Origin of the sequence: Vibrio sp. BS-M-Sm-2, from assembly GCF_041504345.1 — a bacterium.
In the GTDB taxonomy this organism is placed as follows: domain Bacteria; phylum Pseudomonadota; class Gammaproteobacteria; order Enterobacterales; family Vibrionaceae; genus Vibrio; species Vibrio satsumensis.
In genome coordinates this window covers 445,430-470,462 of the sequence record NZ_CP167895.1, presented here as the reverse complement: position 1 = coordinate 470,462, position 25,033 = coordinate 445,430, and the positions used below count along the sequence as shown (strand labels likewise).

Below are 25,033 nucleotides of genomic sequence, written 5' to 3'. Positions count from 1 at the left end.
AAAAGAGAGGCTATTTCAAAAAACGATAGATTGAGCAGGAAAGCCCTTAGGATATGAAGTATGTTTATATGACGTCAGTAGAAATGAGGCAAGGGAATGGAATATCGACATCAATGTCATGTAGGCGACCACGGTGATGCACTGAAGCACCCCGTATTGAGTGCTCTGGTTCAGTCATTAATGCAGCAGCATTCACGCCTCAATGTTATCGACACACACTCAGGGACAGGGTGTTACGACCTCACCACTGCGCCAAGCAACCACGCGGGCGAATTTGCCGAAGGGGTTGGGTACTTATGGCGAAACAAAGCTTACCTTCCAGAGTCATTCGCGCCTTTTATGTCGGTGCTGGAATACTACAATCCTAATCAGCTTATCACGCTGTATCCCGGCTCTGCGGCCATTACCTATCAACAAGGTCGCAGCCAAGATAGCTTCTACTTTTCCGATATTCAGCAAGATGAAGCCGACTTACTTCAAACCAATATTGAGAAGCTACAACGTGATCTGGATGTCTCAAGCAAGCTCACCATTACCGCTGGCGATGGGCTTAAAGCGCTGCCTGATGATGTAGCTAAGCATGATAACCATCATTTGATCGTGATCGACCCACCCTATGAAACCGATGCTGAATATCTCGCAGTGATTGACGCTTTGGTGAAGGCTTATCAGCAATCTGAGAAAGTCTCTGCGCTGATTTGGTATCCGCTGTACACCGATGATAAAAGCTCACTGATTTTGAACCACTGCGTGACAGCGGTGAAAGATGGTTTGCTACCAAGCCCGATTAAATCGGAATTACGACTGCGCGATCCTAAGGGCGATGATCGCCTCATCGGTAGTGGGTTGCTACTGTTTAACCCGCCTCAAGGCATTGCCGGAAAAGTGGCTGACACGCTCGATTATTTACACAATCAGCTCGCAACCAATGGTGAGGGTTATTGGCAAATGAGAAGTCTATAAATCTGATTTATATGGGATTTAAGATTAATTTCTAGACGCTGTTCACTAAATCACTGTTATTTATGTGGTTTAAATTGACCAAACGCTAACTTTTATCGATTGATTAATTGCAGTGAATCATTTAAAAATAGAATATCAATGCGCACAAGTGCATAATGGCTCATAAGTTAAATAATTAAACTAGATTGTGGTTTACCCCCTAAACTGCATAAGGCTCGCACTAGTCACGCGAGCCTTTCTTTTGCCTGAAAGAAATGTTTAAAACAGTTGCTCTTCAATCTTTAGTGCTTTCTCAATGAGTTGTGCGTTGAACTTTACGGCATTTATAGAGTAGTGCGCTTCACGATGACAGGTCGGACAAAGTGCAATCACGTTTTCAGGACAATCTGCACCACCATCAGCCAACCGTGTCAGGTGATGCACTTCTAGGTAAGGGCCTGTCTTGGTCTCAAAAGGCGAAGGCATTTCACAACCTTCACAGATACCATTTGCCCTCTTTTTCGCGTAAAGCTTAATGGCTTCACTACGATATTTTACGTGTGCGAGTTGTTCTTTGGTGTCAGTTTGAAGTGGCGTTGAAGCTAAAGCGATGTCTCGTAATTGCTTCAAGGATTTACTTTTAGTTGGCTTCGTTAGATATGAAGCTTTTGGTGTTTGAATGGTATTACTGACACTTTGTGGGACGATATCTAGATGGAAAACTATTGCATCACGAAGTTGATCGTTCTTGTCGGGGCGTTGCTCAATGTGATGACAGATGTAGTTGCAAACTCCGACGAATCTAACAAAACCAGTTGAGACAGATTCAAACAAGAGAATCTCTTTAAGGTTGTTTTGGTGTTTAAAGATGGCCAAGTTTCCTTTAACCATTTTCATATCACCTTCTTGGCCTTCTCCTGTATATCGGAAAGTGCCGTCTGCACTAAAATCATCAGAGTAGCCAAATTCTTCACCAGCATCGCTAGTGAAGATAAATACATATGGGTGGGCTGCAGGCGTAGCTATACCACCATATTGCTGACCTTTGTAGCGACCGTGTATATCTGTGCGTCGATTGTAAACCTGTCCTACGTTGAACAATGGAGAGTCCTCGTTTCAATTCTAATTATTATTGATATTTTTATAATTTAAATTTGATGTAAAGTTCAAATATAACAGTGGTTTAGGTCAAAATATGCAAGTGAATTTTTGAGTGTGAAAAGGTATCGAATCGGTCACGTTTCTAAAGAGGCAAGCCTGCAGGACTCATGCAGGCTTGGTGTTTATTTAATGTTTTACCACTACAACGTTGGGTAATCGATATAGCCTTTTTCGTTGCCGCCAAACAGAGTAGCACCGTCGAGATCGGATAGTTCGCTGCCGTTTTGTAGGCGTGATACGAGGTCTGGGTTCGCTACGAATGGGCGACCAAATGCGACGAGATCGGCGTAGCCTTTGCTTAATACTTCTTCGGCACGCTGTGGTGTATAGCTGCCAGCGACGATGATAGTGTTGGAAAATAGTTCTCTTAGTTCCACTCGGAAGCTTTCAGGTATCACAGGCGCGTCATCCCAGTCTGCTTCTGATAGGTGCAAGTAAGCGATATCACGTGCTTGCAGCGCCTTTGACGCTTCTAAAATCGTTGGCACGATGTCTGGGCAGTTCATGTCTTTGAAGGTGATGAACGGAGCTAAACGAACACCCACCTTATCGGCACCAATCGCATCAATGACTGCATCTACCACTTCAATCAGAAAGCGAAGCCGATTCTCACGACTGCCACCGTAGTTGTCGGTGCGTTTGTTTGAATTGGTTCTTAAGAATTGATCGATGAGGTAGCCGTTACCACCATGGATTTCGACACCGTTGAATCCTGCCTCTACCGCTTTTTTCGCTGAGTTAGCAAAATCTTGAACAACACGGTTGATGTCTGTTTGGGCCATCTCTCTTGGTTGAATGCAATCCACCATGTTGCCGTTTCCATTCTCATCAGAAATCCAAACTTGAGTTTCTACCGGAGCCAGTGCCGAAGGCGCGATTGGCAGTTCACCTTTTTGGAAGGTTGGATGAGACACTCGACCCACATGCCATAGTTGGCAGAAAATCGCAGCGCCTTGATCTTTTGCGGCTGTGGTTACGCTCTTCCAACCTTTGATTTGTGCATCGGTATAAACGCCGGGTGTGAATGAGTAGCCTTGAGAGTCGTCGGATATTTGCGTGGCTTCGGTGATGATTAAACCTGCACTTGCGCGTTGTTGGTAATAAGTCGCCATAATGTCGTTTGGCACGTTTCCAGGTTGGCTAGTACGAGCGCGAGTCATGGGTGCCATAACGACGCGGTTTTGCAGTTCTAGGCCTTTGAGTTCTGATGTTTCGAATAATTTGTTCATGGTATCTACCTTGTTTTAATTCAGTGTTTTTAGTTTTGTGTTCGGCTATAAGCCGCGTTATTTGCTTTCTGCTGGGCTGAAAATCGAGTTGCTCTGAGGCTTGTCAGCTCGATTGGCTTTAGCGATAAGTAGCAAGCCAATGACAGGGACGACAACGGCTGCGAACGGAATCATTCCTGCGCCCAGTTGGCTGTCGAGTACCATGCCGCCAAGGAATCCACCGAAGGCATTAGCCAAGTTAAACGCTGAGATATTCGCTGTTGCTGCTAGCTCTTGGCCTTCGCCACCATGGTTCATTACTCGAAGTTGCATGGCAGGAACGTTCGCAAATGATGCAATACCAAAGATAAATGCAGCGGCAACGAATAGGATTTTGTTGTCTATCACAAGGCCAACCACAACCAATGACACGATCATTGCGACTGCCCAAAACATGGAAGCTTTGCCGAGGTTTTTATCTGAAGAGCGACCGCCCAAGGTGTTACCTATGATTAAGCCGACACCAACAATCACTAAGATCCAAGTTACTGACTCTTGGCCGTAACCCGTGATGTGCATGGCGATTGGCGCAAGGTAGCCGTAAAGCGTCATAAAGCCAGACCAAGCAAAAGCGGTGATTGCCAAGCTGATAAGCAGCATTGGATTTTTGAACGCCATAAGCTGAGTTTTGATGTCTTTCGCTTCGCTGTGACCTGTTGATTTGATTGACGTTAAGATTGAAATCATCGCAACTGTGCCAAGTGCCGCAACGGTAAAGAAGGTGGTGTGCCAACCGAATTGCAAGCTCACCCAAGTACCGGCTGGAACGCCAAGAACGTTAGCGAGCGTTAAGCCTGCGAACATTTGACCAACGGCGCGACCTGCCATTTTTTCAGACACTAAATTAGTCGCGACAACCGCACCAATGCCATAGAAAGGACCTTGCACTAAGCCTGCGATAACACGGCTCGCGAGTAGAAGTGGATAGCTTGGCGCTAAGGCCGACAATACGTTGCCGATGATGAACAGTGCCATTAAGCCTATTAGCACCATCTTCTTATTAAAGCGCGCAAGGTAGATGGTTAAGATCGGGCCGCCGATAACGATAGCCAATGCGTAAGCACTGATTAGATAGCCCGCTTGGCCTTCGGTGATCGAAAGGGATGTGGCAATTTGTGGAAGGATGCCTGCGATAACAAACTCAGCGGTGCCGATGGCAAAAGCTGCGAGTGTCAGTATCCAAACTTGGAATGGAATCTTTTCTTTATGGATAGTTTCTTGGTGGATAGCTTCTTGTTTCATGATGAGTTACCTATGTAAATTTTTGTTTGTTAGGACGTGTGATACACGCCCTAACGATTGTTCTTTGTGTCTTTGCGAGGTGTTAGCCGAGTAGAGCGCCGCCATCGATGTCGATGATTGAGCCGGTCACATATGGGTTATTAATTGCGAATAGGTAACCCATAGCCACCTCTGAAGGCTCGCCAACCTTGCCTGCGGGTAGATTGTTTTTGGCGTTGTCGTACATGCTTGCACGAGCAGAATCGTTCATGTTTTTGTAGGCTTCCGTCATGGTTAAGCCCGGGCTAATGGCATTGACGCGAATCGGTGATAGTTCTTTCGCCAGTATTTTAGTCACGCTTTCTAGTGCGGCGTTGATGGCGGTTTTGACGTAAGTGCCAGCGACAACTTTGCGTGACAACATGCCTGTGGTGAGGGTGATAGATCCGTTTGGCGTCATGTAACGTGCAGCGTGCTTAGCAACGTTTAGGCTTCCCCAAAACTTGGTATCAAATGCCGTTTTAGCATCTTCAATAGCTACGTCGGTTACCTTTCCAGCCGGAGCGGATGAGCCTGCCGTGACCACCAAGTGATCGAATGGACCAATTGATTCGAAGTATTCGCAAATCGACTTTTCACTGCTGATGTCCACACCGGTGTGGCGGCTCGCAATGTGTACTGTGTTGTCTTCGTTTCTCAATTGCATTGCTAATGCTTTGCCGATACCTGATGTGCCACCAATGATGACGAAAGTGTTCTTTTCTTGGTTTGTTAGTTCGTTGTTCATGTGCTGAATTCCTGCGTGTTCTGCTGATGGTTGTCATTATATTTATTCGACTAAATTTGATAATTGGCTAAAATATAAATTCATTATTCGGTTTAAAGGAACAATAGAGCGAGAGCACGAATAGTATGGATAAGTTTTCAGACATGGCGATGTTCGTCAGTATTGTTAAGCATCACGGTTTAGCGGCGGCTGGGCGAGAGCTGGGTTTATCTCCTGCGACCATGACAGCAAGGCTGCAGGCGCTTGAAGAACGATATGGTGTGAAGTTGTTGAATCGAAGCACGCGACATGTGTCTTTGACTGACTCAGGCGAGCTGTATCACAAGGCGTGTCTGGAGATCTTAGATAATGTCAGTGAGGCTGAAAACCTGATTCAAAATGGCGTCAAAGAGGTCAAAGGCCCATTAAAAATCGCCGCGCCGAAGGACATTGGAAAGCAATACATTCTGCCAATCTTGTCGGAGTTTTGTCAGAAATACCCTGACGTTATCCCTTACTTGTATTTGAACGATAACCTCTCGAATATTGCTGAATCCGGCATGGATATCGTGATCCGCTACGGTGAATTGGTTGATAGTAGTTTGATCTCTAGACGCTTATCACCAAGCCGACGAGTGCTATGTGCGTCCCCAGAATATCTCGCCAAACACGGCACGCCGATCAAGCCACAAGATTTGGTTGAACACGACTGCTTGGCGATGCTGCGCAGCAATGAGGAACTGAAAACATGGCACTTCCAAGATCACGACATGAAGAAGTCGATTACCGTTGTACCAAAGCGATTCTCAGACGATGGTGAAGTGATTCGTTACTGGGCATTAAAAGGAGAGGGCATTGCTCTTAAGTCGGTACTGGATGTACAAGACGACATCAATAACCAACGCCTTGTGACTTTGCTTAATGGCTACATGAAGAACTTTAACACCTCGACTTCTGTATCAAGCGCCGACTTGAATGTGGTGTACATCAGCAAGAAATATCAGCCGAAGCGTATTCGCTTGTTTCTGGATTTTTTGTTTGAACACTTTGGCGATTTGGTTGAAAAGTCTAGTTAGATTAGCCGAGAAGCAGCGCATGACAGATATCTCGAACTCAGCGCCAGCTAACGGACAGAAAATACCGGACTGGTTATGATACCTGCAACATAAGGACGTGATTGGAGAGAGAAATGAAACTAGTCGGTAACACGGTTATCCAACCTTTTCACAAAGCCAACTGCCACTGCGGTGCTGTCGAACTAGAACTCAGCCTACCTAACGGAATAGAAAAGCCACGCCGATGTGATTGTTCTATCTGTCGTCGTCGAGGTGCAATTGTGGGTTCTGTCGCGCTGGATGGTATTAAGATCCTTAAAGGTGCAGAACATCTCAAGCTTTATCAATTCAACACCAATACCGCGAAGCATTACTTCTGCTCAAACTGCGGTATTTATACCCATCATCAACGCCGCTCAAGCCCGAATGAATATGGTTTTAATATCGGTTGTTTGGAAGGGGTAAACCCTTTTGATATTGGAGATGTAGTGACTAACGATGGTGTCAATCATCCAGCTGACCGTTAATTTATTGAGCATTAAAAAGGGAAGGAATTATGTCTGAATATGGTGCGGTTATTCGTTGGCAAAAAGCGGAAAATGAAACCTTTAGCGATAATCAATACAGTCGCGGTCATACGTGGGAGTTCGATGGTGGTGTCACTGTACCTGCTTCGTCTTCTCCTCATGTTGTGCCACTTCCACTGTCGGTTGAAGCGAATGTTGACCCTGAAGAAGCGTTTATTGCGGCACTTTCTAGCTGTCATATGCTGACCTTTTTGGGCATCGCGGCGAAGCAGAAGTACGTGATCGACTCTTATGTGGATGATGCTATTGGTGTGCTTGAGGAAGATGAATCAGGCCGCTCATCGGTTACCACGGTGACTCTTCGACCTGAGATTGTTTTTTTAGGTACTAAACAACCAACCGCTAAGCAGCTCGATAAGCTTCATCATTTAGCGCATAAAAACTGCTTTATCGCTAATTCGGTCAAGACTGAGATAAAGGTAGAAACACGAAATTAGTTTGTACTTTTCAGATTATTTTCTAAAAGCGTCGTCTTTTTGATTATGCCATCGTCTTAAGGGTATTCATGCAATCCAGTGGATTGTAAAAAAGATCGAACAACCTATTTGAGGGCTCCTCCATGACAGCGTTTAAGAGTACATCTAATTACGGTGAAAATGCGTTTATAAAAAGCAAACCGCAGATGCTACAGAACATTTATAACACCACTGATGTATTCCCATATTGGGTTGCCGATATGGATTTTCAGGTAGCGGAACCGATCACGCAAGAGCTGAATCGTTTGGTTGAGCGCGGTGTGTACTCTTATGAGTTTCATGAGCAAGCGGTGTTTGAAGCCCTTTCACAATGGTACTCAAAGCGTCATGGTTTAAACCTTTCTGCTGATAAGTTCGTTCAGGTGCCGGGTGTGCTTTCTGGTATTGCATTGTTACTGCGCCAATTCACCAACGAAGGCGATGGTGTGCTGATCCATACGCCGGCGTATCACCAGTTTTCTAACTTGGTGAATAAAGCAAATCGTCAGGTGGTGAAGAGCCCACTTATCAATGATGAGCAAGGCTACCGCATTGATTTCGATGGTATGGAACTGCAGATCATCGAACACAAAGTTAAAACGATGATTTTCTGTAATCCACATAACCCAACAGGTCGCGTGTGGACGCCGCAAGAAGTGACACAGGTTATCGAGATTGCTAAGCGTCATGATGTGTTGATCATCAGTGATGAAATCCACTCAGACATTATCTTTGAAGGTCACGCTTTCACGAGCTTGACCAGCTTTGATTACGACAAGGTCATCACCTTGATTGGCTCTCCGGCCAAAACCTTCGGTATGCACAGCATCTCAAACGGCTATGTGTACACGAACAACAATGAGCTATTTGAAGCGTTCAAAGCTAACGTAGCGGCGATGTATCTTGACCATGGTAATGCCTTGACCACGTTTGCGACGATTGCCGCCTTTGAAAAGGGTGAAGAGTGGCTAGACGGCATGTTGGTGTATCTGCAAGACACGGTTAAGTGGATCTCTGAGTTTGCTGCGCAGCGCATCCCTCAATTGAAAGTGTTCCAACCGCAAGGCACTTATCAAGTGTGGTTTGATTTCTCTGAGTTAGGTTTCTCGGAAGAAGAGTTAAAGAACGTGGTGTTTGAGCAAGCTAAAATGGGGTTAACGCCGGGCGGCTGGTTTGGCGCTGAGAGTTATCATTTTATGCGAATGAACATCGCCACATCACGTGACAATATCGAGAAGTCGTTTACTGCTTTAGCCGATGCGTTTGATGGCTTTGAACTAGGAGCTGAGGTGAGTTCAAACTGCTGTGATAACGGCACTTCAAAAAGCTGTTGCTGATTATCCATGTTGAATTGAAAATGCTTAGCCGCTGATGCTGATCATTAGGCTCTAAAGAACGAAAAACCGCGAGGCTGCTTAGCGCATGACTGGCGGTTTTTTTGTGTCTGTGTAATCCTAAGCGTGATTTTATTGAGATGTAATTGAAGTGTTGAGTGGTAGTTCGAGAACACTTGAATGATTGGTAGAGATTGGTTGGCAGAGAGTTATGTTTAGCGTCCCACTGAATAGTTTTGTACATCGTGTGAGTGATAAAAGCCAAGTGATGGCGAATGCGACTGAGTGTGGATGCCAGTTGAAGCGAGTTCGTCGTTCACGCAATTGGTTATTGGTGGCTCAAGAACATCAACTTATTGAATTTAAAACCCTGCTCACCCATGAAAAAGACGGTTGGATAGCAATTGCAATCGACAAAGTACTGCCTAAACCTGTGGTGTGTTTGGCTTCGCTGTTAGAAGCAACACCTACGATGACGGTCGCTCAGTTGGTGATGGAATCTGGATGTTCAATGGCAGAAGCAAGGCGTGCTATTGATGAACATGAAGGATTATAAACGCGAGCATTAAGTATGCCGGTCGTGTTGTAAAAAGAGAATCGCGAGTAGCAAAAAGCCCGTAACGATATTACGTTTTTCAGCGGAATATCGTTACGGGCTTTATCATCTGTGTTGCATTAAGCTAAGCCACGTGGCTTATGAAGCGTGGCTCGATTAAGAGTTCGCTACTTTTACACGAATCGTGTTTTTGCCAAGCTTAGTCATGTTTAGCTTGTTTAGTGCTGCTTTAGCTTCTTCGTGCTCTGGCATTTCAACAAAAGCAAAGCCTTTTGAGTCGCCAGTTTCTTGGTCTAAAACTAGGCTGCACTCTTTTACTGAACCGAACTCAGAAAATAGCACACGGATGTCTTGCTCAGAAGTAGAGCGCGATAGGTTACGAACTAGAAGTTTCATAATAAACCTTGAATATGAATTTACGCCGAGTATTGTCGCACATTTTTGTGCCCACCCTGACATAATAATTTGAGATCACGCTTGCTTGGTTTTATTACGCAGAGCCAGCGCTTTTGAGTAGTCAAACGTGATTATTCGTCGTCGAACTGTTTGATGGTGAACGCATCTTCGATTCGGTTAAGCTCTTCTTGTTCTTTTACTCGCTTCTCTTCTTGAAGAGTCGCTCTCGTTTCGTTGAAACGTTTTTTCTCTGACTTAGTCAGGAATTTTACAGCTTTTTTGTTGGTCAGTGCGTAAGCAACTACGTCTTCACCTTTTTCTCTGCGGTCGTTTACGCGTTGTGAGAAACGTTCATTATCGCGAGCTTTACGCTCCGCTGAGGTCAACTTGCTCATGCTTTAAAGCCTTTTCAATTATTCATGGTAGGGGATCTACGCTAAGCGAAACAAACAGGAACTACTGAGTATGAGTCTAGCCCATTTGCATGCTGGTGGCGCATCTTAGCACAGAGGCTTAAGCATACAGGTATGCTATTCGAGGGATTAAACAAAACAGCCCACAATTTTCGTTATGGGCTGTTACGTACTGTAGTTGTAGTTGTAGTTGTAGTTATTGCTTTGAAGCTGACAGTCAGAAACGGCAGTTAAATCAAATCTTCTCGATGTATAAGATGACCTCTCCCACTTTAAAGCCAAACTTGGACATCTCAGTTTTGTTGAACAAGCGTTTGTCGTCCATTAAGAACATCCAATCATCGAGCACCACCTCATAAGTGCTGCCGTCTACTTGGATTTCTAGGTCATATTTCCAATACAGAGCCGAACCTTGGGTCTCGCCATAGGCAGTACCCACTACATCATTGGCAGTGCCTGAATAGGTGTTTTCACCGGTTTTTATCAGATTCCAAACGCGAGTTGAGCGCTCGCCATCAGCAAAAGAGAACCACTCTTTTATCTCTCCGTTGTCACCGTCCCAAGTCGCGATAAGTTTGGCATCAAAGCGGCGCAGTAGGTTACCAGAGCGGTCGAGTACCATGCCGTAGGCCATTAGCTCGCCATTAAAAAAGGTTTCAAGTTTGAGCTCTGGCGTAGTGTCTACGTGATCTTTTAAACTTGCAGAGCCACATCCAGCTAGCCAAGTGAGAGAAAGCAGTGTCATAGCGAATTTTATCATTGTTGTTTTTGGATTCATTTATTTAAACCTAATAGTTGTTTGCGAAGACCGGGCTCGGATGTGTTTTCAGATAACCAGATCGCTAAGAAGGCCTCACCAAATTGTTTGTCTTGGATTACCCCAATTGGTTGCTCATCAAAGTAAAAGCGGCTGACATTATCTTCAGCTACGCGAATCGTGAGAGTGCTTCCTGCTTCTACGTTTGGCCACATCGCGTACAACGGCTTCAACCAACGTTGAATGTTGATGTTAGAGTAGCCAAGCTTGTTCCATTGATCTTCGGTTGCATCGACTAAGTCTTTGCTATCGATAGCGCGGTAATATTCAAGCTTGAGTGCGCGCTCGGAATTGGTTGGTGTGGCATAGAATTCAGCAGAGTAGAGTGTCCAAAATAGGTAACTCATTTCGCCTTGGCCGCGTTTATTTAAGTCATCGACGGCTGAGGCTTTTGCGCTTCCGGTAAATAGAATCGCTGCAAGGATTAGCGATAAAGTGATGAAGGCGAAGAGTTTGTTTTTTAGTTGTTGATGAGCGCGAACAATAACGCTCTCAGGTTTGAACGTTTGTCTCGGGTTGCGTGGATAAGCCATAAGTCACCTCGATAATGCCATTTTAGGTTGTACTAAGTTGGAGTAGGCGGCCACCAGTAAGGGCAACAAAATCCCCCAGCTTATTGCAAGGGCAGCAACTACCGATGCATCTGGCCAAGTAGTCAGAAGGGCACCTGCTTTGATGCCTCCCCAATAACTACTAGTACCTGCTACGAACCCTATGACAAACAAGATCACTTTCGAGCATTTTAAAAGCCAATTTAGGCTGTGATTGAAGCTGATTAAAAACATGACCCACAGGCATACAAGCCACACTGGGAATATGGTTTGATTGGCGATATCAGGATCAACAGCGAACACGCCAAAATGAAGCATCAAGCTATCGAGCAGTAGCCCCAAAGGTAACAAACAGAGGATTTTGAGATCGCTACTGCGAGTCGGTGATAGGAGGAAGTGAACCACTACAATCAGTGGTGTGACGAACGGGGCTTGCGCTGTAAAGAAGGCACTGCAAACCCAGGTCGCTTGAAACAGTACGAGATTAATAATCCAAAACCGTTTCATCTTTTGCTCCAAAGTAACGAGGTTTTCTTGCGACTAAATGGTGAGTGCTGATCACTCGCTCTTTGAATGCACCTTCACAGTAGCAGAAGTAGAAGATCCACAAGCGCTTAAACTCTTCTGAATAGCCGAGAGACTCAAGTTCTTCCCAGCTATTTTCAAAGGCGATGTTCCAGTCGTTAAGCGTTCGAGCGTAGTGTAGGCCAATGTCGTCAATCTTTTGAACCACAAGGTCGGTACTGGTCGCAAGGTGTTGTGTCATGACTGAAACGGAGGGTAAACAGCCACCTGGGAAGATGTACTTCTGAATAAAGTCGACGCCCTTACGGTATTTATCGTAACGGCTGTCAGCAATCGTAATTGCTTGAATCAGCATCTTGCCTGAAGGTTTGAGTAGCGACGAACATTTTTCAAAGAAGGTTTGTAGATATTCATGGCCGACCGCTTCTATCATCTCGATAGAGACCAACTTGTCATACTTACCTGCAAGGTTGCGATAATCCTCTTTAAGTAGGGTGATTTTGTCGGTTAAACCAAGTGCTTTGACTCTCTGTTCTGCAAGTGCGTGTTGGGCATCTGAGATTGTGGTTGTAGTGACATGACAACCGTAGTGTTGCGCCATGAAGATGGCTAAGCCACCCCAGCCAGTGCCTATCTCAACCACGCTATCCGATTCCGAAAGTTCTAAACGCTCGCAGATGGTTTTCATCTTGTTTTGTTGTGCTTTGGATAGGGTTTGTGCATCTTCGCTATAGATAGCGGATGAGTATTGCATCGAACTGTCTAGGAAGCGTTCATACAGCTCGTTACCAATGTCGTAGTGAGCCAGAATGTTGCGTTTAGATCCTTGCTCGGTATTGGCATTCTTACGGCGTAACAGCAGATTTTTGATGCGAGATATCCACTGTGTTTTGTCGTCCAACTCGTCTAGTTGCGCTTGGTTGCGCGCCATGATCTGAATAACACGAGTCAGATTCGGGCTAGTCCATTTACCATCAATGTAGGCTTCGGATGCCCCGATACTGCCGTTGATGACAACATCTCTAAAAAAGGTCGCGTCATGAATCACGATTCGACCTTTCAATTCGGCTTCTCGATCACCAAATACCGAATGTTGGTCGCGCTCAATGATCTCAAGCGTGGCGAATTGCAGGCTTTCTAAAACCTTGAAGATTAAAGCTCGATATTTACAGTTGCTTGAAACAGCAACGGCTTTAGCTTGTTGTTCAATGTTGTTGTTTTGTTTGGCAAGCTGTTCCATGTAAACCTCGCTGATAACTCATTCTAATATTTTGTGCTAATTAAGCTGAGTTCTGCTCCTTGGTTGGAGCGAATCCAAGCTTCATTGCGTTGTACTATTTAGTTGCTGTGAAGGCGCTTAAGATGTTGAGTCTGGGTGCGCCACAAATGGTACTTTTTTCAGGAATAATTTGAGAGCCTGATAATAAATTCCCATCACGACTTTTATCGTCATCGCCGGAGTCTTGAATACTGTCCGTCTAATGTTTGTCTTGGTTACTGACTGTTTCGTCAGAGCCAGTGTCGCATCGAAAAGCTTGTCGTCTCGGCGGCTTTCGATGTGGACTAATGTGCGTTTCGCTGGTGGCTTAATCTTCCAAAAATAAGTCATGTTCAAGTCCATGAACGGCGAAACGTGAAACTCTTTTTTTACCTTTAATTCTTGGTGCATGTCGATGAGATAGTAGTGTCTTTCTCGCCAAGGCGTGTTACTCACCTCAGCCAGCATGTACTTACAATCTCCAGTCTCGTCATAACAGAAGAAACAGTTGATTGGGCTGAAATAGATACCTAAACAGCGACACTGAGCCAGCATCGTCACACGGTTTGAATCAGACCAAACACCACCAAGTTGTTGCACTTTGGAAGCTATACGTTGCTTAAGTGATTTTGGTTCATCTGTTGAGACATTTTCTTTTTTTCAGCGAGATAATCCGATTCGACAAAGCGAATCGGGTTATACCATCGAGTTCCGAACAGAGCACTGCGCGCTGTGGTTTGGGGCAGTTCATCAAGATCTAACCCCATCATATAAAGCTGATAACTGAACTCGTGGGTGATGTCGCCAAAACGGCGATGTCTGACATTACCCCAATAGATACCGCTGAGCTCTTCACTCTTTTCGGATGTGATCCCCATGTCGGGTGTCATGGTGTGCGTGTTCATAATGTCGAACTCGTACTCAAATCTAAGCCGAAGCGTTTGGTCACATCAAGCGCGCTATGAACGCCATCTTCGTGGAATCCGTTGTACCAATACGCGCCTGCGAAATGCGTATTCTGTTTACCGCAAATTCGATCTCGCTGTTGTTGTGCGTTGACCGTGTTGGAGTTCAATACTGGGTGGTGATATACAAAGCTGCGAATGATTTTCTCTGGGTCGATGGCTTCGCTTTGATTCAAGGTGACGCAGAAGGTGTCTTGGCTTTCGATGCCTTGCAGAATGTTCATGTTGTAAGTCACACAGGCAGGTCGTTTACTGTCGCCATCCAACATGTAGTTCCAGCTTGCCCAAGCCAGTTTTCTGTCTGGTAATAAGCGAATATCGGTGTGCAGAACCACTTCATTGCGGCTGTATGGGATCTCGCCCAGTACCTGTTGCTCTTGTTCAGTTGCGTCACCAAGTAGGCGCAGGGCTTGGTCTGAGTGACAAGCGAATATCACTTCATCGAAGTCTTGTGTGCCGCCATCTTCAAACTCAATGGTAATGCCAGTCTCTTGGCGGGTGACCTGTTTGATCGATGTGTTCAATGCGACCGGTTTGTTCAAACGCGAAAGAATGATCTCAACATAAGAGCGAGACCCTTTAGGGATCACGTACCACTGCGGGCGGTTAGCAATGTCGAGCAGGCCGTGGTTGTAGAAAAACTGAATAAAGAACTTAAGCTCAAACTCTTCCATCTCTTCTAAGCTTGTCGACCAAATAGCGGCACCCATCGGCAGAATGTAGTGCTGGCTAAAGAAGTCGGAAAACTGGTTATCACGCAAGAAACTGCCCAAGGTAACATCCGGTGTGAACTTATTGCTTTCGAATTGAGCCTTACACAGTTTGTTGAACTTGAGAATGTCAGATACCAAAGACCAAAATTGAGGTTTGAAAATATTACTTCGTTGAGCGAACAGAGAGTTGATGCTGTGGCCGTTGTATTCAAACTTAGTCGTTGTGTTGTGAACGCTGAAACTCATCTCGGTAGGTTGCCTTTCAACACCGAGTTGTTCGAGTAGCTGATTGAAATTTGGATAGGTTCGATCATTGAATACGATGAAACCGGTATCTATCGAAAACGCCGAGCCTTGATGTTCAATATCAACGGTGGCTGTGTGGCCCCCAACATAATCGTTTTTTTCGAATACGGTCACGTCGTGGTGCTTATCTAATATGTGTGCGCAAGTGAGTCCAGAGATACCAGACCCAATAATGGCGATTTTCTTCATTGTTATACCATCCTTGAAGCGAGTTTTTGCCAAACTGGAGTTGGAAGCATTCTTAGTAGCTTCATCAACATGATGAATCGTCTTGGGAAATCGATTTCACTCTTTCCTTGAGCAATACCATTTACGATTCGCTGAGTTGCGGCCTCACTACTAATAATCATAGGCATAGAGAAAGTATTTCGCTCGGTTAATGGCGTTTCAACAAAGCCTGGGTGCACAATTGAGACATTAATATTGTGCTCGGCCAGATCAACCGACAGTGTTCTGCCTAAGTAGGTGAGGGCTGCCTTTGAAGCGCCATAAGCCTCGGCTCTAGGCAAAGGTAAAAAGCTGGCGCTGGAGCTTACCAAAACCAAGCGACCGCCGGGTTTGATGTTTTTGAGCCACGCTTTTAAGGCGTAGCCAATTGAGATTAGGTTAATGTTGATGACGCGCTCGAAAAGCTCCGCATCAAAATTCATTGGGTCGTCGATGTACTCACAATCCCCCGCGTTCAAAATCAACAGGTCGAGCGGTTGATCTTGATCTAGTACCGGAAAGTTGTGGTAGTCGGTTAGGTCAAAACAAAGTGGCTCTATTGATGAGTGGGATAAATCCGTCTCGTGGGAATCGACTAAGGCTTGTAGTTTTTCTGGGTTACGGCCACAAGCAATCACCTGATGCCCTTGTTGAGCATAATCGAGTGTCAGTGATTGGCCGATACCTGAGGTCGCGCCTGTTATCATAATACGCATTATCGGCTCGCTCTTTTCTTGATGGATTTGATTGCGCAGCCCAATACTGGAATGTGCTCATACAACATAGAGCCGACGTCGAGGTAGTCTCTGTGGTAGACCACTTGATCGTCGAGCATCTTAAGGTGACTGTGCCCTTGTACTTCGATCGGTTTTTGCCCATTTAATTGCTTGTGAGCAAACTGCATCGTCCAATAAACAGAAGCTTCGTCGTTCGCTTCGATAGTGTGCTCGATATGAAAGTAACAGCTCGTTACCTGGGTGTAGAGGTTCTCGAAGTAGTGAGTCAACGCCGAGATACCGCTGACATGGTGCAGCGGATCTTGGAATTCAATATCAGGGTGATAAACCGTCTTAAGTACGTCGAAATTGTCGGTTCCGAGTTCTCGATACATGTTGAGAAAGTTATCAAGCCATAGAGAGTTATCCATAATATTCACTCTAATTATTTGAAGAAGGCTAAGGCTCTCAATCGTGCTTCTTTGTGCTCAACGATGGGTTGCCAGTATTCGCTGTCTATTCCGTTTTTAGCGATAAAGTCATGTGGAAAATGTACATGCTTATCAGGGATATTTTGCAGCTCTGGTATGTACTTACGAATAAAAATTCCTTTTGGATCAAACTTTTCACTCTGGGTGATTGGATTGAAAATTCGGAAGTAAGGTTGAGCATCACAGCCAGTACTTGAAGCCCATTGCCAGCCACCATTGTTGGCACTAAAGTCACCGTCGATCAGGTGCGACATAAAGAAACGTTCGCCCCAACGCCAGTCAATAAGCAGGTGCTTGGTCAGGAAGCTTGCCACCACCATTCTTAGCCTGTTGTGCATCCAGCCCGTTTCAACCAGTTGACGCATTGCTGCATCAACCAATGGATATCCTGTTTTTCCTTCGCACCAAGCTTTGAAGCTTGGATGATCGTGATACCAATCTAAACCATTGTATTTTTGCTGAAAGTTCGCACCTTTAACCAGTTTAGGATGGTGGAACATCAAATGCTTATAAAAATCTCGCCAAATCAATTCATTGAGCCAACAAAAGGCCGGTAATTGCGTATCAAATAACAAATCGGGTTGTTGCTGAATCAATTGAATCGCTAACCAACGTGGACTCACTGCGCCAATCGCTAAATAAGGCGATAGGCCAGATGTTCCTTTGACTGAGGGAATATCTCTCAGACGCGCATAGTCGTTGACTTTATTACCTAAGAAATTGGGGATCACATTGCCTAATACGTCTTGGCTCAATGGCCAGCGACTTGAATCAACACGAGGAAAGTCGAAATCATAGTCAGCGGAGATTGTTAAGGCTTGTAAGTCGTCAGGAAGTTGCTCTTGTGAAGGCTGTGTTTGTTGAAGCTTAACGGGCGCGACAGGAGCTGGGCTACAGATGATGCCTTTCACCTGAACTTCTTTTAGCCACGCGTTCTTAAAGGGCGTAAAGACTTTGAACATCTCGCCTTGTTTGTTAAGAACACTACCTAATGGCAGCATAACGTCACAGTCGCTTATCTTCAGGTTTAGGCCGCTTGTTATCAGCTTTTTATCGCGGGCTTGTTCATCGACCTCAGGCTCTGAATTTGCGTACACACACTTGGCATTAAGTTGTCCGTATAATTCGATGAGCTGTCGGGCTTGGTCAGCAAAATCGCTGGCTTTGAGGTGCAGCAGTGTAATCCCATACTCAGCGAGCTGAGATTTGAACTGTTCTAGGTGACGATAGATGAAATCAGCTTTGATTGGTGCAAGGTTGTGTTGCTGCCATTGCTGCGGGGTTGAAATGAAAACGGCGGTCGTAACACCGTTTTCAACTGCCGCGACGAGCGCTGGGTTATCGTGAATCCGAAGGTCTCGTCGTATCCATAGAATGTCGCTCAATATCCGTATCTCAGTTTAAGTTCTTGTGGATGAGGGTTTAGGTAAACCTGTGACTCCAAGTACTCGTTTGGGTATTCCATTAGATAGTGGTTGATCAACGTCAGTGGCACAAGTAGTGGAATCACGCCCTCTCTAAATGAAGCGATCTGGTTGGTGAGTTCTTGTTTGTGAGCGCTACTCAGTTGTTTCTTAAAGTATCCTTGCAAGTGATGCAGCGTATTGGCGTGACTGCCGCGGTTTGCGTGATGTGATAACGCCGTCATCAAACCTTCAATGTACTGGTCTGCAAGCTCGTTAATGTCGAGCTCATTTCCTGCTAATAGCTTACCAAGGCGTTTGTAACCCTCTACGTGATGACACATCACTAGATATTTATGAGCACTGTGGAATTGAATCAACTTGTGCTTAGTAATGCCTTCATCAACAAGGTCTAGCCACTTCTGGTAAGTGAACACTCGAGTCATGAAGTTTTCACGCAGAATTGGGTCGTTAAGGCGACCGTTTTCTTCAACTGGAAGCAGCGGATTGCCATCCATGATCTGTTGGGTGAACATGCCCACACCTGTTGATTCAGAGCCACGGCCATGATGGTGATACACCTTCACACGCTCCATGCCACAAGTGGGACTCTTCTGACACACGATGAAACCCGCGATGTGTTGGTTATTCTTCGAATAGTTTTGACCGAATTCGATTAACTCATTGGTCACATCACCAGACCCGTCTGGGCGAGAAACGTGGATGATGTCATCTAACATTCTTGTTTGACGAATGGTTGGACGTGGAGTTGGAAGACCAACGCCCATCTCTGGACAAACGGGTTCCAATTCCACGTAATCTGCGAGGTCGTCTGTACAGAAGCGAGAACGTTTATGGCCAGTATCGAACCGAACTTTATGACCGGCGACACATGCACTAATGCCTATTTTTATTTTTTTATCCATTGGTCAATTCCTTACGCTCATTGCTCATTATTGTTTTTATATTATGTGGTTTGTTGCTTATACCAGATTACTTTAGTCCGGTTGTTACTTTTCTACCTAGCCAACGCTGTGCATCTTGTGATCTACCCGGTAAATCTTTCTAAACTAGTAAATGTACTTACCTAACGGGTTGAACAGTTGGCTTACACCTTTAGTGAAGTACAAGGCATCACTTGAAACGGTCAAGCACACACAACCTTCTTTGGTCGCAGGTTGGTGAGTATGATTACCATCCAACCAGATGAAATCGCCTTTGTTGTAGACGCCCATTTCGTCTTCGAAACTACCTTCTAGAAGCAGCGTGATCTCGAAGCCTTTGTGAGTGTGGCAAGGTACTTGTCCATCTTTATCTATGTGCAACAAACTGGAGTGGTGTGCTTCGTCATCGAAATCGAGTCTTGCTCGTGAAATTTTGCCTAGGTTCATCCAATCTTTTCTCGCCACTGAGTTCAGAGCGCGGGGGATTGTGAACGTGGTATCTGCAACGGTAACTTGTTCTACCTTTGGCTCAACTTCGACCGACTGAGATAAATCAGCAGTGATTTGATCAATCGCGTCGAAATCAAAGCCCATATCGTCCATTGAGAAGCTATTTAGGTCATCGCTTGAAAATACTGAATCCGCGTCGAATACGTTATTCGCCGCTTCAGCGGTAAGCTGCTTAACTTGCTGTTGGCAGTGTTCACACAGTTCTACGTGACTAGAAACAATCAAAGAAACAGAGTCTGCGAGCGTGCCATCGACAAAATCTTTCAAAATTTCAGCATTTGGGTGATGTTTAATCATGACTTTGTTCCCCCATATGAACCTTAAGTTTGGCTAAAGCAAGTCTTAGACGTGATTTCACGGTTCCAAGTGGGACGCCAAGTTGCTGAGCGAGTTGCTCTTGAGAGAGCTCTTGAAAGTAAACACCTTTGACAATGGTTTTCTGGGCCAGAGGCAGCTTCTCTATTTGTGTCATTACGTGTCGGCTCATCAAATGATCGCCAAACGGTAATTGATCACTCTGAGATTCCGCAACCATCGCGTCGATAGGCCAGATGTCGTCTGCGATTGTTTGTTCAGCCTTTGCTTTTACTTTGCGCAACATATCAAATGCAGCGTTTCGCATGACCGTGTAGACCCAAGTCGTCGCAGCGCCTTTGTCTTCTTTATACAGATGAGCTTTCTTCCAAACGTTGGTCATGGTGTCTTGAACTAGCTCGTTTGCAGCAGCTTCACCACCTAACTTGCTAATTCCGAAACGCTTTATCTTGGGAGCAAAGAACTTGAACAAACAGGTAAATGCCTGCTTGTCTCTGTCTGTACCAACCAAGATCAACCAGCTTGAAAGTTCTGCTGGAACCTTGGACTCGGTCGTTGTTTTTTTGTCTGGGATAATGACATGCTCCTTGCCTTTCCCTGAACTTCTACTTTCGACTTGCATAGTAAATAACCATCATGCGAATTTGAGTGGCACTACGTGTAAGTTGAAGGTCGGGATCACTTAAATTTAAATTAATTTCCACTATACAAAATTATAGTGAAGAAAAGTGCTTATTGCCCCGTGATGATTTGATTCAAAAAAGGAACTAGGGACGGAAAACTAGCAGGCTCAGTAAATTCTGTTTTCTTTTCCAATGGGATAGGCATCATTTCGAGCAATCGTGCACAGATCCATTGAGGACTCTCGAAATCTGGAGTGGGATAGAGTGTTCTTATCGAATCGTGGTCGCGAAACAACTGAACCAAAAATGCGGTAAACACGTTTGGCACTTGATATTCATGGGCTGGCCAGTGGGGCAACAAGCTGAACTTGCTTTTAATTAAGTCATCATTGTCTCGAAACGAGTCATGAAGTTGCACCAACTTTTCGCCTTCGACATCAATTTCCAATATCTGGTCATCCGACATATTGAAGTCGACGATGTTCACCTTTGTTCCCCAAGAACTGAGATGATCAGGGTTCGAGTTGTCTTGAGTGGAGATAATGAAACCATCGCTCTGCGCTGCGTGAGCAACCATCGCGAGATACTTTGGCTCAAAAATGCGCAGTCTTTGTCTGCCTCCGGGGAGAAGGAAGATAGGGAGAGGAAACACAGCGAGCTCGAAAGAAGACTCTATGGGTGTTTCTAGTTCGGCGTCTGTCGGCGTGGTCTTCCTCGGTGAATTCGGCACATAGCACTCCTTAGTTCAAATGTGATTTGAGAAGATATACGCGGGGAGGGTGGTGTTCGATCAATTCGCTTCGGCTTATGTTCGCAAAGGGATAGGTATTTTGTTGCACCTGTTCATAAATTCATTGTTTTTACCTTTTCTCATACGCGTCATTAGGTAATATGTGTACAAATAGTAAGCGAATGGGTGGTCGCAAGACGATGCTTCTATCTGACGTTCTTCTATACCTAACATTGCATCAAAGGAATGGTCATGATTGTTATTTATGGTATCAAAGAGTGCTTAAATCCAATTAAGTTGCAGCTCTCTAATGTGTTGCAGCAGTGCTTGAACAGTGAGATGGGTTTACCCGATGACAAGCGAGCACATCGATTTGTGCCATTGGAACGAGATGACTTCTTTTACCCGGAAGGAAGAACAGAAGCTTATACCGTCATTGAGATCAACATGATGGAAGGTCGGGCGGTAAACACCAAAAAGCGCTTAATCAAGAAGATATTTTCTGAGATAGAGAAGCAGTTAGCTATCTCTCCAATTGATATCGAAATCACCATTAAGGAACAGCCATCGCACTGCTGGGGATTTCGAGGTATGACGGGCGATGAAGCTCAAGATCTGAAATATAAAGTGAAGGTCTAGGGTTTAAACTCTTAACTCTTAACACGTAAGACTTAAGCCAACCTATCGGGTTACGGCTTTGGAATTTGATGCCAAAGCCGTTTTGTCTCGTTCTCGACACTAACCTCTAAGCATCTAAGCATCTAAGCATCTAAGCATCGTCACTCTCTTTTAAATACTGATGCCAATTTTCATTGATCACGTCAAAGTGCTCGACACAGAACTCTTTCCTATCTTTCAAATAGTCGTTTTCCACTTCATCGAGCAAGTTTTTATAAGCATCGGGGTCGCTGCCATACACCAAGCATAACGTGGAGAAGTAACGCTGCAGATCGAAACTGTGCTCGTCGATGTATTCCCCCAAGTCGTAATACTCCGGGCGGTCTTCTGACTCGAAAGCGAACATGTCTGCTGCGCTGATCGCGGCATCGGCGCCATGTTCCACATAGTTAAGTAATAGGATGGTTGCTAGGTTGTCTACCGCATCTTCCTCTTTGCCCAAGATGGCAATCTTTTGGTCTTCAATATAAGCATGCCCAGCTTCGTGTAGCAGGGTGTGTAGCAAGGTATCAATAGCGCCGGTTTGCGCAGATTTGCCATACTCTTTTTCATATTGGTTCTGCTCAAAGTAATTGAGTGACTCAGCGTAAAAGCGGTAAGGGATCAGCACTTGATGGGTTTGTGGATCGTAGAGCGGTCCTTCCTCCCCGCCATATTTAATGGTTAACGGCTTTTCAAACATGAAGAGTTGGCTTGATAGTTCAATCACGGTGTCATTAACGCCACTGCTTTGAATCTCGCGTTTGAGCTGCTCTTCTTCGGCATTTTTCGGTGCAAAGTATTCGACGATTAAGTTACTTTGGGCTGTTTGTTCACTAGATGCATAAGTTGCGGCAAACATTGAACTCAGAGCTAGGCTACAGGTCAATGTTCTTTTCAATAATGTCATCGGCTATCCTTGTGATTACGCTACGAATCAGAGTCGTTGCAGGAGTGGATACCCCAAGCTGTGTACCCTGAGTTAGTTACTGCGTTAGAGTATAAGTTTAGACGGAATTTTGATGCATCGAGGACTGCAATTTTTGAAGTAGGCGCTATCCTATCAATAAAAAACCGTTTAGATATTCGTTATAAAGGATAGGTGGGCTGAATGAGTGGTGTTCGTGTGATTCGGTTTTGTTGGTAATTAACAGATAAATTTCGGTTCAACAGAACCCTTGTGCTATACTCCGCGCCCCAATCCGAATTGGCTTGTTAAATCTTAGGAAATTATTATGAGTGTTAAAAACGAACTTCAACAAATTAACAACCGTCTAGACAAGTGTCGCCACAAGTTAGATGCTGCTAAAACTCGTAATGATCGTCCTGTTGTTCGTCAGTTCGAGGAAGAGATTAAGAAGCTAACTAAGAAAATTGCCCAGCTTAAACACAAAGAAAGCTACGATGTGAATCAAGAGCGTAAGTCTCTGATTGATATGCCATTTAGCCGCGAGATTACTAAGGCTGAGCAAGCGGATATGGGCAAACTTAAGAAGTCTGTAAAAGGGCTTGTAATTGTTCACCCAATGACAAAGATCGGTAAAGAGCTTCGCATTGAGGTTATGACTGGTTACGCACCGAAAAAATTCTAATTACCAGCGATGGTGATGAAAGAGGAGCTAGCAATAGCTCCTTTTTGCTTTTTTAGGTATTGAAAAAGCAGAATCAACGGCAAAAATACTCACGCCGTTTTTAACTTTTTGGAGGTGATTGTTGTCACAAATCCTTTTATCTCCTATAAAAGTTAACGTGCTACTAACATGGCACTAAGCGACCGCAGTAATGTGTTCGTTTTCTAATCCACAATTTCTCTCCAGTTTGCAATAAATATAGGTAGAGCAGCACAAATAATTACAGATAAAACTAGACTCATTAAGGAAGATGAGAACGTAAAAAAATAGAGGTTATATGAATCAATTAATTTCAATTGGACCACTAGAATCCTTCCTAATCGCGATTAGTGTTTTGTTTCTAGGTCATTTCGTCAATGCAAAGCTTCCGGTTCTCAAAAAGTACAACATCCCAGAGCCCATTGTCGGCGGCTTGATTGTCGCTTTTGCTATTACAGCCCTGCACTTTAATGGCCTTGATCTTGAGTTTTCTTTGCCCTTGCAGAACACCTTCATGTTGATGTTCTTTGCAACGGTCGGCCTTGCGGCTAACTACACGCAGCTGATGAAAGGTGGTGCCAAAGTCTTCCTATTTTTAGGGGTGGCGTCGGTCTACATCATTATCCAAAACGGTGTAGGCGTAACCTTAGCAACGGCACTAGGCCTTGAACCCTTGATGGGTTTGATTGCTGGCTCTATCACGCTTTCGGGTGGCCATGGCACAGGCGCGGCTTGGTCTCAAACTTTTGCAGACACGTTTGGCATTGCAAATACGTTAGAAATCGCAATGGCTTCAGCGACCTTTGGCTTGATCATCGGTGGTATTATCGGTAGCCCAGTGGCGCAAAAGCTGATTGACAAAAACCAACTTGAATCTGAGTACGGCACTGGCACGCAAACGCACGAACGCTTCCCTGAACTTGTTACTTACAACGAGTATGAAGAAGACAAAGTGACGGCGAAGAAGGTGATTGAAGTGTTGTTCATCCTTCTTATCTGTATCACGGGTGCGAGGTACCTAGAGCAGTGGGTGGCGACTTTTGAAATTTCTTGGTTGATGATTCCTGACTTCGTTTACGCGTTGTTTATCGGTGTGTTCATCACTAACGTGTTTGAAGTGACTAAGCTGCATAAGACTGACAGCGAAACGGTCGATATTCTTGGTACGGTGTCATTGTCACTATTCCTAGCAATGGCGCTAATGAGCCTTAAGCTTTGGAACATCTTTGATCTTGCGATTCCGTTCTTGGCTATCCTTGCGGTTCAGGCGGTTGTGTTAGGTATCTTCTCTTACTTTGTGACGTTCAAAGTAATGGGTTCTAACTACGACGCAGCGGTTATGGCGGGTGGTCACTGTGGTTTCGGCCTAGGTGCAACACCAACAGCGGTAATGAACATGGGTTCTTTGGTGAATCGATACGGACCATCGCCACAAGCCTTCATGGTGGTGCCAATTGTTGGCGCGTTCTTCATTGATATTGTTAACTTGATCATCCTGCAAGGGTATATCTCGTTTATCGGTTAATGTTCGCCTTTGC

General features: G+C 44.9%; 28 protein-coding genes and 1 pseudogene. 9 read left to right on the top strand and 20 right to left on the bottom strand.

Annotated features, from left to right (window positions below):
• Positions 1-96: 96 nt before the first annotated feature.
• A complete protein-coding gene (gene rlmJ, locus AB8613_RS18265; RefSeq protein ID WP_372385486.1) occupies positions 97-963 on the top strand; it encodes a 23S rRNA (adenine(2030)-N(6))-methyltransferase RlmJ in 867 nt (288 codons plus the stop codon).
• A gap of 258 nt (positions 964-1,221) precedes the next feature.
• Here the strand turns inward: rlmJ and AB8613_RS18260 are convergent, their stop codons facing one another.
• The 4 genes from AB8613_RS18260 to AB8613_RS18245 all read right to left on the bottom strand — a co-directional run bounded on the left by AB8613_RS18260 (position 1,222) and on the right by AB8613_RS18245 (position 5,379).
• Positions 1,222-2,043: an HNH endonuclease signature motif containing protein gene (locus AB8613_RS18260; RefSeq protein ID WP_285953393.1), complete on the bottom strand. Its 822-nt coding sequence runs from the start codon at positions 2,041-2,043 to the stop codon at positions 1,222-1,224.
• A 200-nt stretch (positions 2,044-2,243) separates the two neighbouring features.
• Positions 2,244-3,332, bottom strand: coding sequence for an alkene reductase (locus AB8613_RS18255; RefSeq protein WP_372385485.1), 1,089 nt, complete (start codon positions 3,330-3,332; stop codon positions 2,244-2,246).
• Positions 3,333-3,389: 57 nt separating this feature from the next.
• Positions 3,390-4,598, bottom strand: a complete 1,209-nt coding sequence (locus AB8613_RS18250; RefSeq protein WP_372385795.1) for an MFS transporter — start codon at positions 4,596-4,598, stop codon at positions 3,390-3,392.
• 97 nt (positions 4,599-4,695) lie between these two features.
• Positions 4,696-5,379: an SDR family oxidoreductase gene (locus AB8613_RS18245; protein ID WP_372385484.1), complete on the bottom strand. Its 684-nt coding sequence runs from the start codon at positions 5,377-5,379 to the stop codon at positions 4,696-4,698.
• A 125-nt stretch (positions 5,380-5,504) separates the two neighbouring features.
• Between AB8613_RS18245 and AB8613_RS18240 the strand changes: the two genes are divergently transcribed.
• From AB8613_RS18240 to AB8613_RS18220, 5 genes are all read left to right on the top strand, one after another.
• Complete coding sequence (locus tag AB8613_RS18240; protein WP_372385483.1) at positions 5,505-6,434, top strand: LysR family transcriptional regulator; 930 nt, start codon at positions 5,505-5,507, stop codon at positions 6,432-6,434.
• A 113-nt stretch (positions 6,435-6,547) separates the two neighbouring features.
• A complete protein-coding gene (locus tag AB8613_RS18235) occupies positions 6,548-6,940 on the top strand; it encodes a GFA family protein (protein ID WP_372385482.1) in 393 nt (130 codons plus the stop codon).
• Between the two features lie 29 nt (positions 6,941-6,969).
• Complete coding sequence (locus AB8613_RS18230) at positions 6,970-7,437, top strand: OsmC family protein (protein ID WP_372385481.1); 468 nt, start codon at positions 6,970-6,972, stop codon at positions 7,435-7,437.
• A 122-nt stretch (positions 7,438-7,559) separates the two neighbouring features.
• Positions 7,560-8,792, top strand: coding sequence for a MalY/PatB family protein (locus AB8613_RS18225; RefSeq protein ID WP_372385480.1), 1,233 nt, complete (start codon positions 7,560-7,562; stop codon positions 8,790-8,792).
• Positions 8,793-9,000: 208 nt separating this feature from the next.
• Positions 9,001-9,345, top strand: a complete 345-nt coding sequence (locus AB8613_RS18220; protein ID WP_285953386.1) for a ribosome recycling factor family protein — start codon at positions 9,001-9,003, stop codon at positions 9,343-9,345.
• Positions 9,346-9,501: 156 nt separating this feature from the next.
• Here AB8613_RS18220 and AB8613_RS18215 read toward each other — a convergent pair whose 3' ends face one another.
• The 15 genes and pseudogenes from AB8613_RS18215 to AB8613_RS18145 form a co-directional block, all read right to left on the bottom strand.
• Positions 9,502-9,741: an RNA-binding protein gene (locus AB8613_RS18215; protein ID WP_017057644.1), complete on the bottom strand. Its 240-nt coding sequence runs from the start codon at positions 9,739-9,741 to the stop codon at positions 9,502-9,504.
• A 131-nt stretch (positions 9,742-9,872) separates the two neighbouring features.
• Complete coding sequence (locus AB8613_RS18210) at positions 9,873-10,136, bottom strand: hypothetical protein (protein WP_017061275.1); 264 nt, start codon at positions 10,134-10,136, stop codon at positions 9,873-9,875.
• Positions 10,137-10,389: 253 nt separating this feature from the next.
• Positions 10,390-10,932 carry a DUF3833 domain-containing protein gene (locus AB8613_RS18205; protein ID WP_285953385.1) on the bottom strand — a complete coding sequence of 181 codons (543 nt, stop codon included), beginning with the start codon at positions 10,930-10,932 and terminating at the stop codon, positions 10,390-10,392.
• Positions 10,929-11,504 (bottom strand): chalcone isomerase family protein, encoded by a 576-nt coding sequence (locus tag AB8613_RS18200; protein ID WP_285953384.1) that lies wholly within the window; start codon positions 11,502-11,504, stop codon positions 10,929-10,931. The genes AB8613_RS18205 and AB8613_RS18200 overlap by 4 nt, the downstream gene beginning before the upstream one ends.
• Before the next feature lie 3 nt (positions 11,505-11,507).
• Complete coding sequence (locus tag AB8613_RS18195) at positions 11,508-12,029, bottom strand: DUF2878 domain-containing protein (RefSeq protein ID WP_285953383.1); 522 nt, start codon at positions 12,027-12,029, stop codon at positions 11,508-11,510.
• Positions 12,007-13,287, bottom strand: coding sequence for a cyclopropane-fatty-acyl-phospholipid synthase family protein (locus AB8613_RS18190; RefSeq protein ID WP_285953382.1), 1,281 nt, complete (start codon positions 13,285-13,287; stop codon positions 12,007-12,009). Before AB8613_RS18190 ends, AB8613_RS18195 begins: the two co-directional genes overlap by 23 nt.
• 117 nt (positions 13,288-13,404) lie before the next feature.
• Positions 13,405-14,210, bottom strand: a pseudogene (locus tag AB8613_RS18185) (DUF1365 domain-containing protein).
• Complete coding sequence (locus AB8613_RS18180; RefSeq protein WP_372385479.1) at positions 14,207-15,478, bottom strand: NAD(P)/FAD-dependent oxidoreductase; 1,272 nt, start codon at positions 15,476-15,478, stop codon at positions 14,207-14,209. Before AB8613_RS18180 ends, AB8613_RS18185 begins: the two are co-directional and overlap by 4 nt.
• Before the next feature lie 2 nt (positions 15,479-15,480).
• Complete coding sequence (locus AB8613_RS18175; RefSeq protein ID WP_372385477.1) at positions 15,481-16,212, bottom strand: SDR family NAD(P)-dependent oxidoreductase; 732 nt, start codon at positions 16,210-16,212, stop codon at positions 15,481-15,483.
• Complete coding sequence (locus AB8613_RS18170) at positions 16,212-16,643, bottom strand: nuclear transport factor 2 family protein (RefSeq protein ID WP_285953380.1); 432 nt, start codon at positions 16,641-16,643, stop codon at positions 16,212-16,214. The genes AB8613_RS18175 and AB8613_RS18170 overlap by 1 nt, the downstream gene beginning before the upstream one ends.
• Positions 16,644-16,657: 14 nt before the next feature.
• Positions 16,658-18,088 carry a deoxyribodipyrimidine photo-lyase gene (gene phrB, locus AB8613_RS18165; RefSeq protein WP_372385475.1) on the bottom strand — a complete coding sequence of 477 codons (1,431 nt, stop codon included), beginning with the start codon at positions 18,086-18,088 and terminating at the stop codon, positions 16,658-16,660.
• The gene (locus tag AB8613_RS18160) at positions 18,085-19,032 is read right to left on the bottom strand and encodes a YbgA family protein (protein ID WP_372385473.1); all 948 of its coding nucleotides are present in this window, start codon (positions 19,030-19,032) and stop codon (positions 18,085-18,087) included. The genes phrB and AB8613_RS18160 overlap by 4 nt, the downstream gene beginning before the upstream one ends.
• 144 nt (positions 19,033-19,176) lie before the next feature.
• Positions 19,177-19,857 (bottom strand): ChrR family anti-sigma-E factor, encoded by a 681-nt coding sequence (locus AB8613_RS18155; RefSeq protein WP_285953378.1) that lies wholly within the window; start codon positions 19,855-19,857, stop codon positions 19,177-19,179.
• Positions 19,850-20,497 carry a sigma-70 family RNA polymerase sigma factor gene (locus AB8613_RS18150; RefSeq protein ID WP_086714594.1) on the bottom strand — a complete coding sequence of 216 codons (648 nt, stop codon included), beginning with the start codon at positions 20,495-20,497 and terminating at the stop codon, positions 19,850-19,852. The genes AB8613_RS18155 and AB8613_RS18150 overlap by 8 nt, the downstream gene beginning before the upstream one ends.
• A gap of 110 nt (positions 20,498-20,607) precedes the next feature.
• Complete coding sequence (locus AB8613_RS18145; protein ID WP_372385471.1) at positions 20,608-21,228, bottom strand: LON peptidase substrate-binding domain-containing protein; 621 nt, start codon at positions 21,226-21,228, stop codon at positions 20,608-20,610.
• A gap of 252 nt (positions 21,229-21,480) precedes the next feature.
• Between AB8613_RS18145 and AB8613_RS18140 the strand changes: the two genes are divergently transcribed.
• On the top strand, positions 21,481-21,867 hold the full coding sequence (locus AB8613_RS18140; protein ID WP_017070218.1) for a tautomerase family protein: 387 nt from the start codon (positions 21,481-21,483) through the stop codon (positions 21,865-21,867).
• Between the two features lie 130 nt (positions 21,868-21,997).
• Here the strand turns inward: AB8613_RS18140 and AB8613_RS18135 are convergent, their stop codons facing one another.
• Entirely contained in the window at positions 21,998-22,795 is a 798-nt protein-coding gene (locus AB8613_RS18135) for a DUF4344 domain-containing metallopeptidase (RefSeq protein WP_372385469.1), read from the bottom strand.
• Between the two features lie 325 nt (positions 22,796-23,120).
• On the opposite strand from AB8613_RS18135, the gene AB8613_RS18130 reads away from it, so the two are divergent.
• Positions 23,121-23,477 carry a YibL family ribosome-associated protein gene (locus AB8613_RS18130; protein WP_060980886.1) on the top strand — a complete coding sequence of 119 codons (357 nt, stop codon included), beginning with the start codon at positions 23,121-23,123 and terminating at the stop codon, positions 23,475-23,477.
• Positions 23,478-23,793: 316 nt separating this feature from the next.
• The gene (gene gltS / locus AB8613_RS18125) at positions 23,794-25,020 is read left to right on the top strand and encodes a sodium/glutamate symporter (RefSeq protein WP_146492613.1); all 1,227 of its coding nucleotides are present in this window, start codon (positions 23,794-23,796) and stop codon (positions 25,018-25,020) included.
• Positions 25,021-25,033: the final 13 nt, after the last annotated feature.

Bases quoted from the DNA above. Each gene is read 5' to 3' on its own strand.
- AB8613_RS18175 (WP_372385477.1), bottom strand. From the start codon at position 16,212: ATGCGTATTATGATAACAGGCGCGACCTCAGGTATCGGCCAATCACTG.
- AB8613_RS18240 (WP_372385483.1), top strand. From the start codon at position 5,505: ATGGATAAGTTTTCAGACATGGCGATGTTCGTCAGTATTGTTAAGCAT.
- gltS (WP_146492613.1), top strand. From the start codon at position 23,794: ATGAATCAATTAATTTCAATTGGACCACTAGAATCCTTCCTAATCGCG.
- AB8613_RS18195 (WP_285953383.1), bottom strand. From the start codon at position 12,029: ATGAAACGGTTTTGGATTATTAATCTCGTACTGTTTCAAGCGACCTGG.
- AB8613_RS18140 (WP_017070218.1), top strand. From the start codon at position 21,481: ATGATTGTTATTTATGGTATCAAAGAGTGCTTAAATCCAATTAAGTTG.
- AB8613_RS18255 (WP_372385485.1), bottom strand. From the start codon at position 3,332: ATGAACAAATTATTCGAAACATCAGAACTCAAAGGCCTAGAACTGCAA.
- AB8613_RS18215 (WP_017057644.1), bottom strand. From the start codon at position 9,741: ATGAAACTTCTAGTTCGTAACCTATCGCGCTCTACTTCTGAGCAAGAC.
- AB8613_RS18200 (WP_285953384.1), bottom strand. From the start codon at position 11,504: ATGGCTTATCCACGCAACCCGAGACAAACGTTCAAACCTGAGAGCGTT.
- AB8613_RS18180 (WP_372385479.1), bottom strand. From the start codon at position 15,478: ATGAAGAAAATCGCCATTATTGGGTCTGGTATCTCTGGACTCACTTGC.
- rlmJ (WP_372385486.1), top strand. From the start codon at position 97: ATGGAATATCGACATCAATGTCATGTAGGCGACCACGGTGATGCACTG.
- AB8613_RS18150 (WP_086714594.1), bottom strand. From the start codon at position 20,497: ATGCAAGTCGAAAGTAGAAGTTCAGGGAAAGGCAAGGAGCATGTCATT.
- AB8613_RS18220 (WP_285953386.1), top strand. From the start codon at position 9,001: ATGTTTAGCGTCCCACTGAATAGTTTTGTACATCGTGTGAGTGATAAA.
- AB8613_RS18230 (WP_372385481.1), top strand. From the start codon at position 6,970: ATGTCTGAATATGGTGCGGTTATTCGTTGGCAAAAAGCGGAAAATGAA.
- AB8613_RS18210 (WP_017061275.1), bottom strand. From the start codon at position 10,136: ATGAGCAAGTTGACCTCAGCGGAGCGTAAAGCTCGCGATAATGAACGT.
- AB8613_RS18160 (WP_372385473.1), bottom strand. From the start codon at position 19,032: ATGGATAAAAAAATAAAAATAGGCATTAGTGCATGTGTCGCCGGTCAT.
- AB8613_RS18170 (WP_285953380.1), bottom strand. From the start codon at position 16,643: ATGGATAACTCTCTATGGCTTGATAACTTTCTCAACATGTATCGAGAA.
- AB8613_RS18205 (WP_285953385.1), bottom strand. From the start codon at position 10,932: ATGAATCCAAAAACAACAATGATAAAATTCGCTATGACACTGCTTTCT.
- AB8613_RS18225 (WP_372385480.1), top strand. From the start codon at position 7,560: ATGACAGCGTTTAAGAGTACATCTAATTACGGTGAAAATGCGTTTATA.
- AB8613_RS18135 (WP_372385469.1), bottom strand. From the start codon at position 22,795: ATGACATTATTGAAAAGAACATTGACCTGTAGCCTAGCTCTGAGTTCA.
- AB8613_RS18155 (WP_285953378.1), bottom strand. From the start codon at position 19,857: ATGATTAAACATCACCCAAATGCTGAAATTTTGAAAGATTTTGTCGAT.
- AB8613_RS18235 (WP_372385482.1), top strand. From the start codon at position 6,548: ATGAAACTAGTCGGTAACACGGTTATCCAACCTTTTCACAAAGCCAAC.
- AB8613_RS18245 (WP_372385484.1), bottom strand. From the start codon at position 5,379: ATGAACAACGAACTAACAAACCAAGAAAAGAACACTTTCGTCATCATT.
- AB8613_RS18130 (WP_060980886.1), top strand. From the start codon at position 23,121: ATGAGTGTTAAAAACGAACTTCAACAAATTAACAACCGTCTAGACAAG.
- AB8613_RS18190 (WP_285953382.1), bottom strand. From the start codon at position 13,287: ATGGAACAGCTTGCCAAACAAAACAACAACATTGAACAACAAGCTAAA.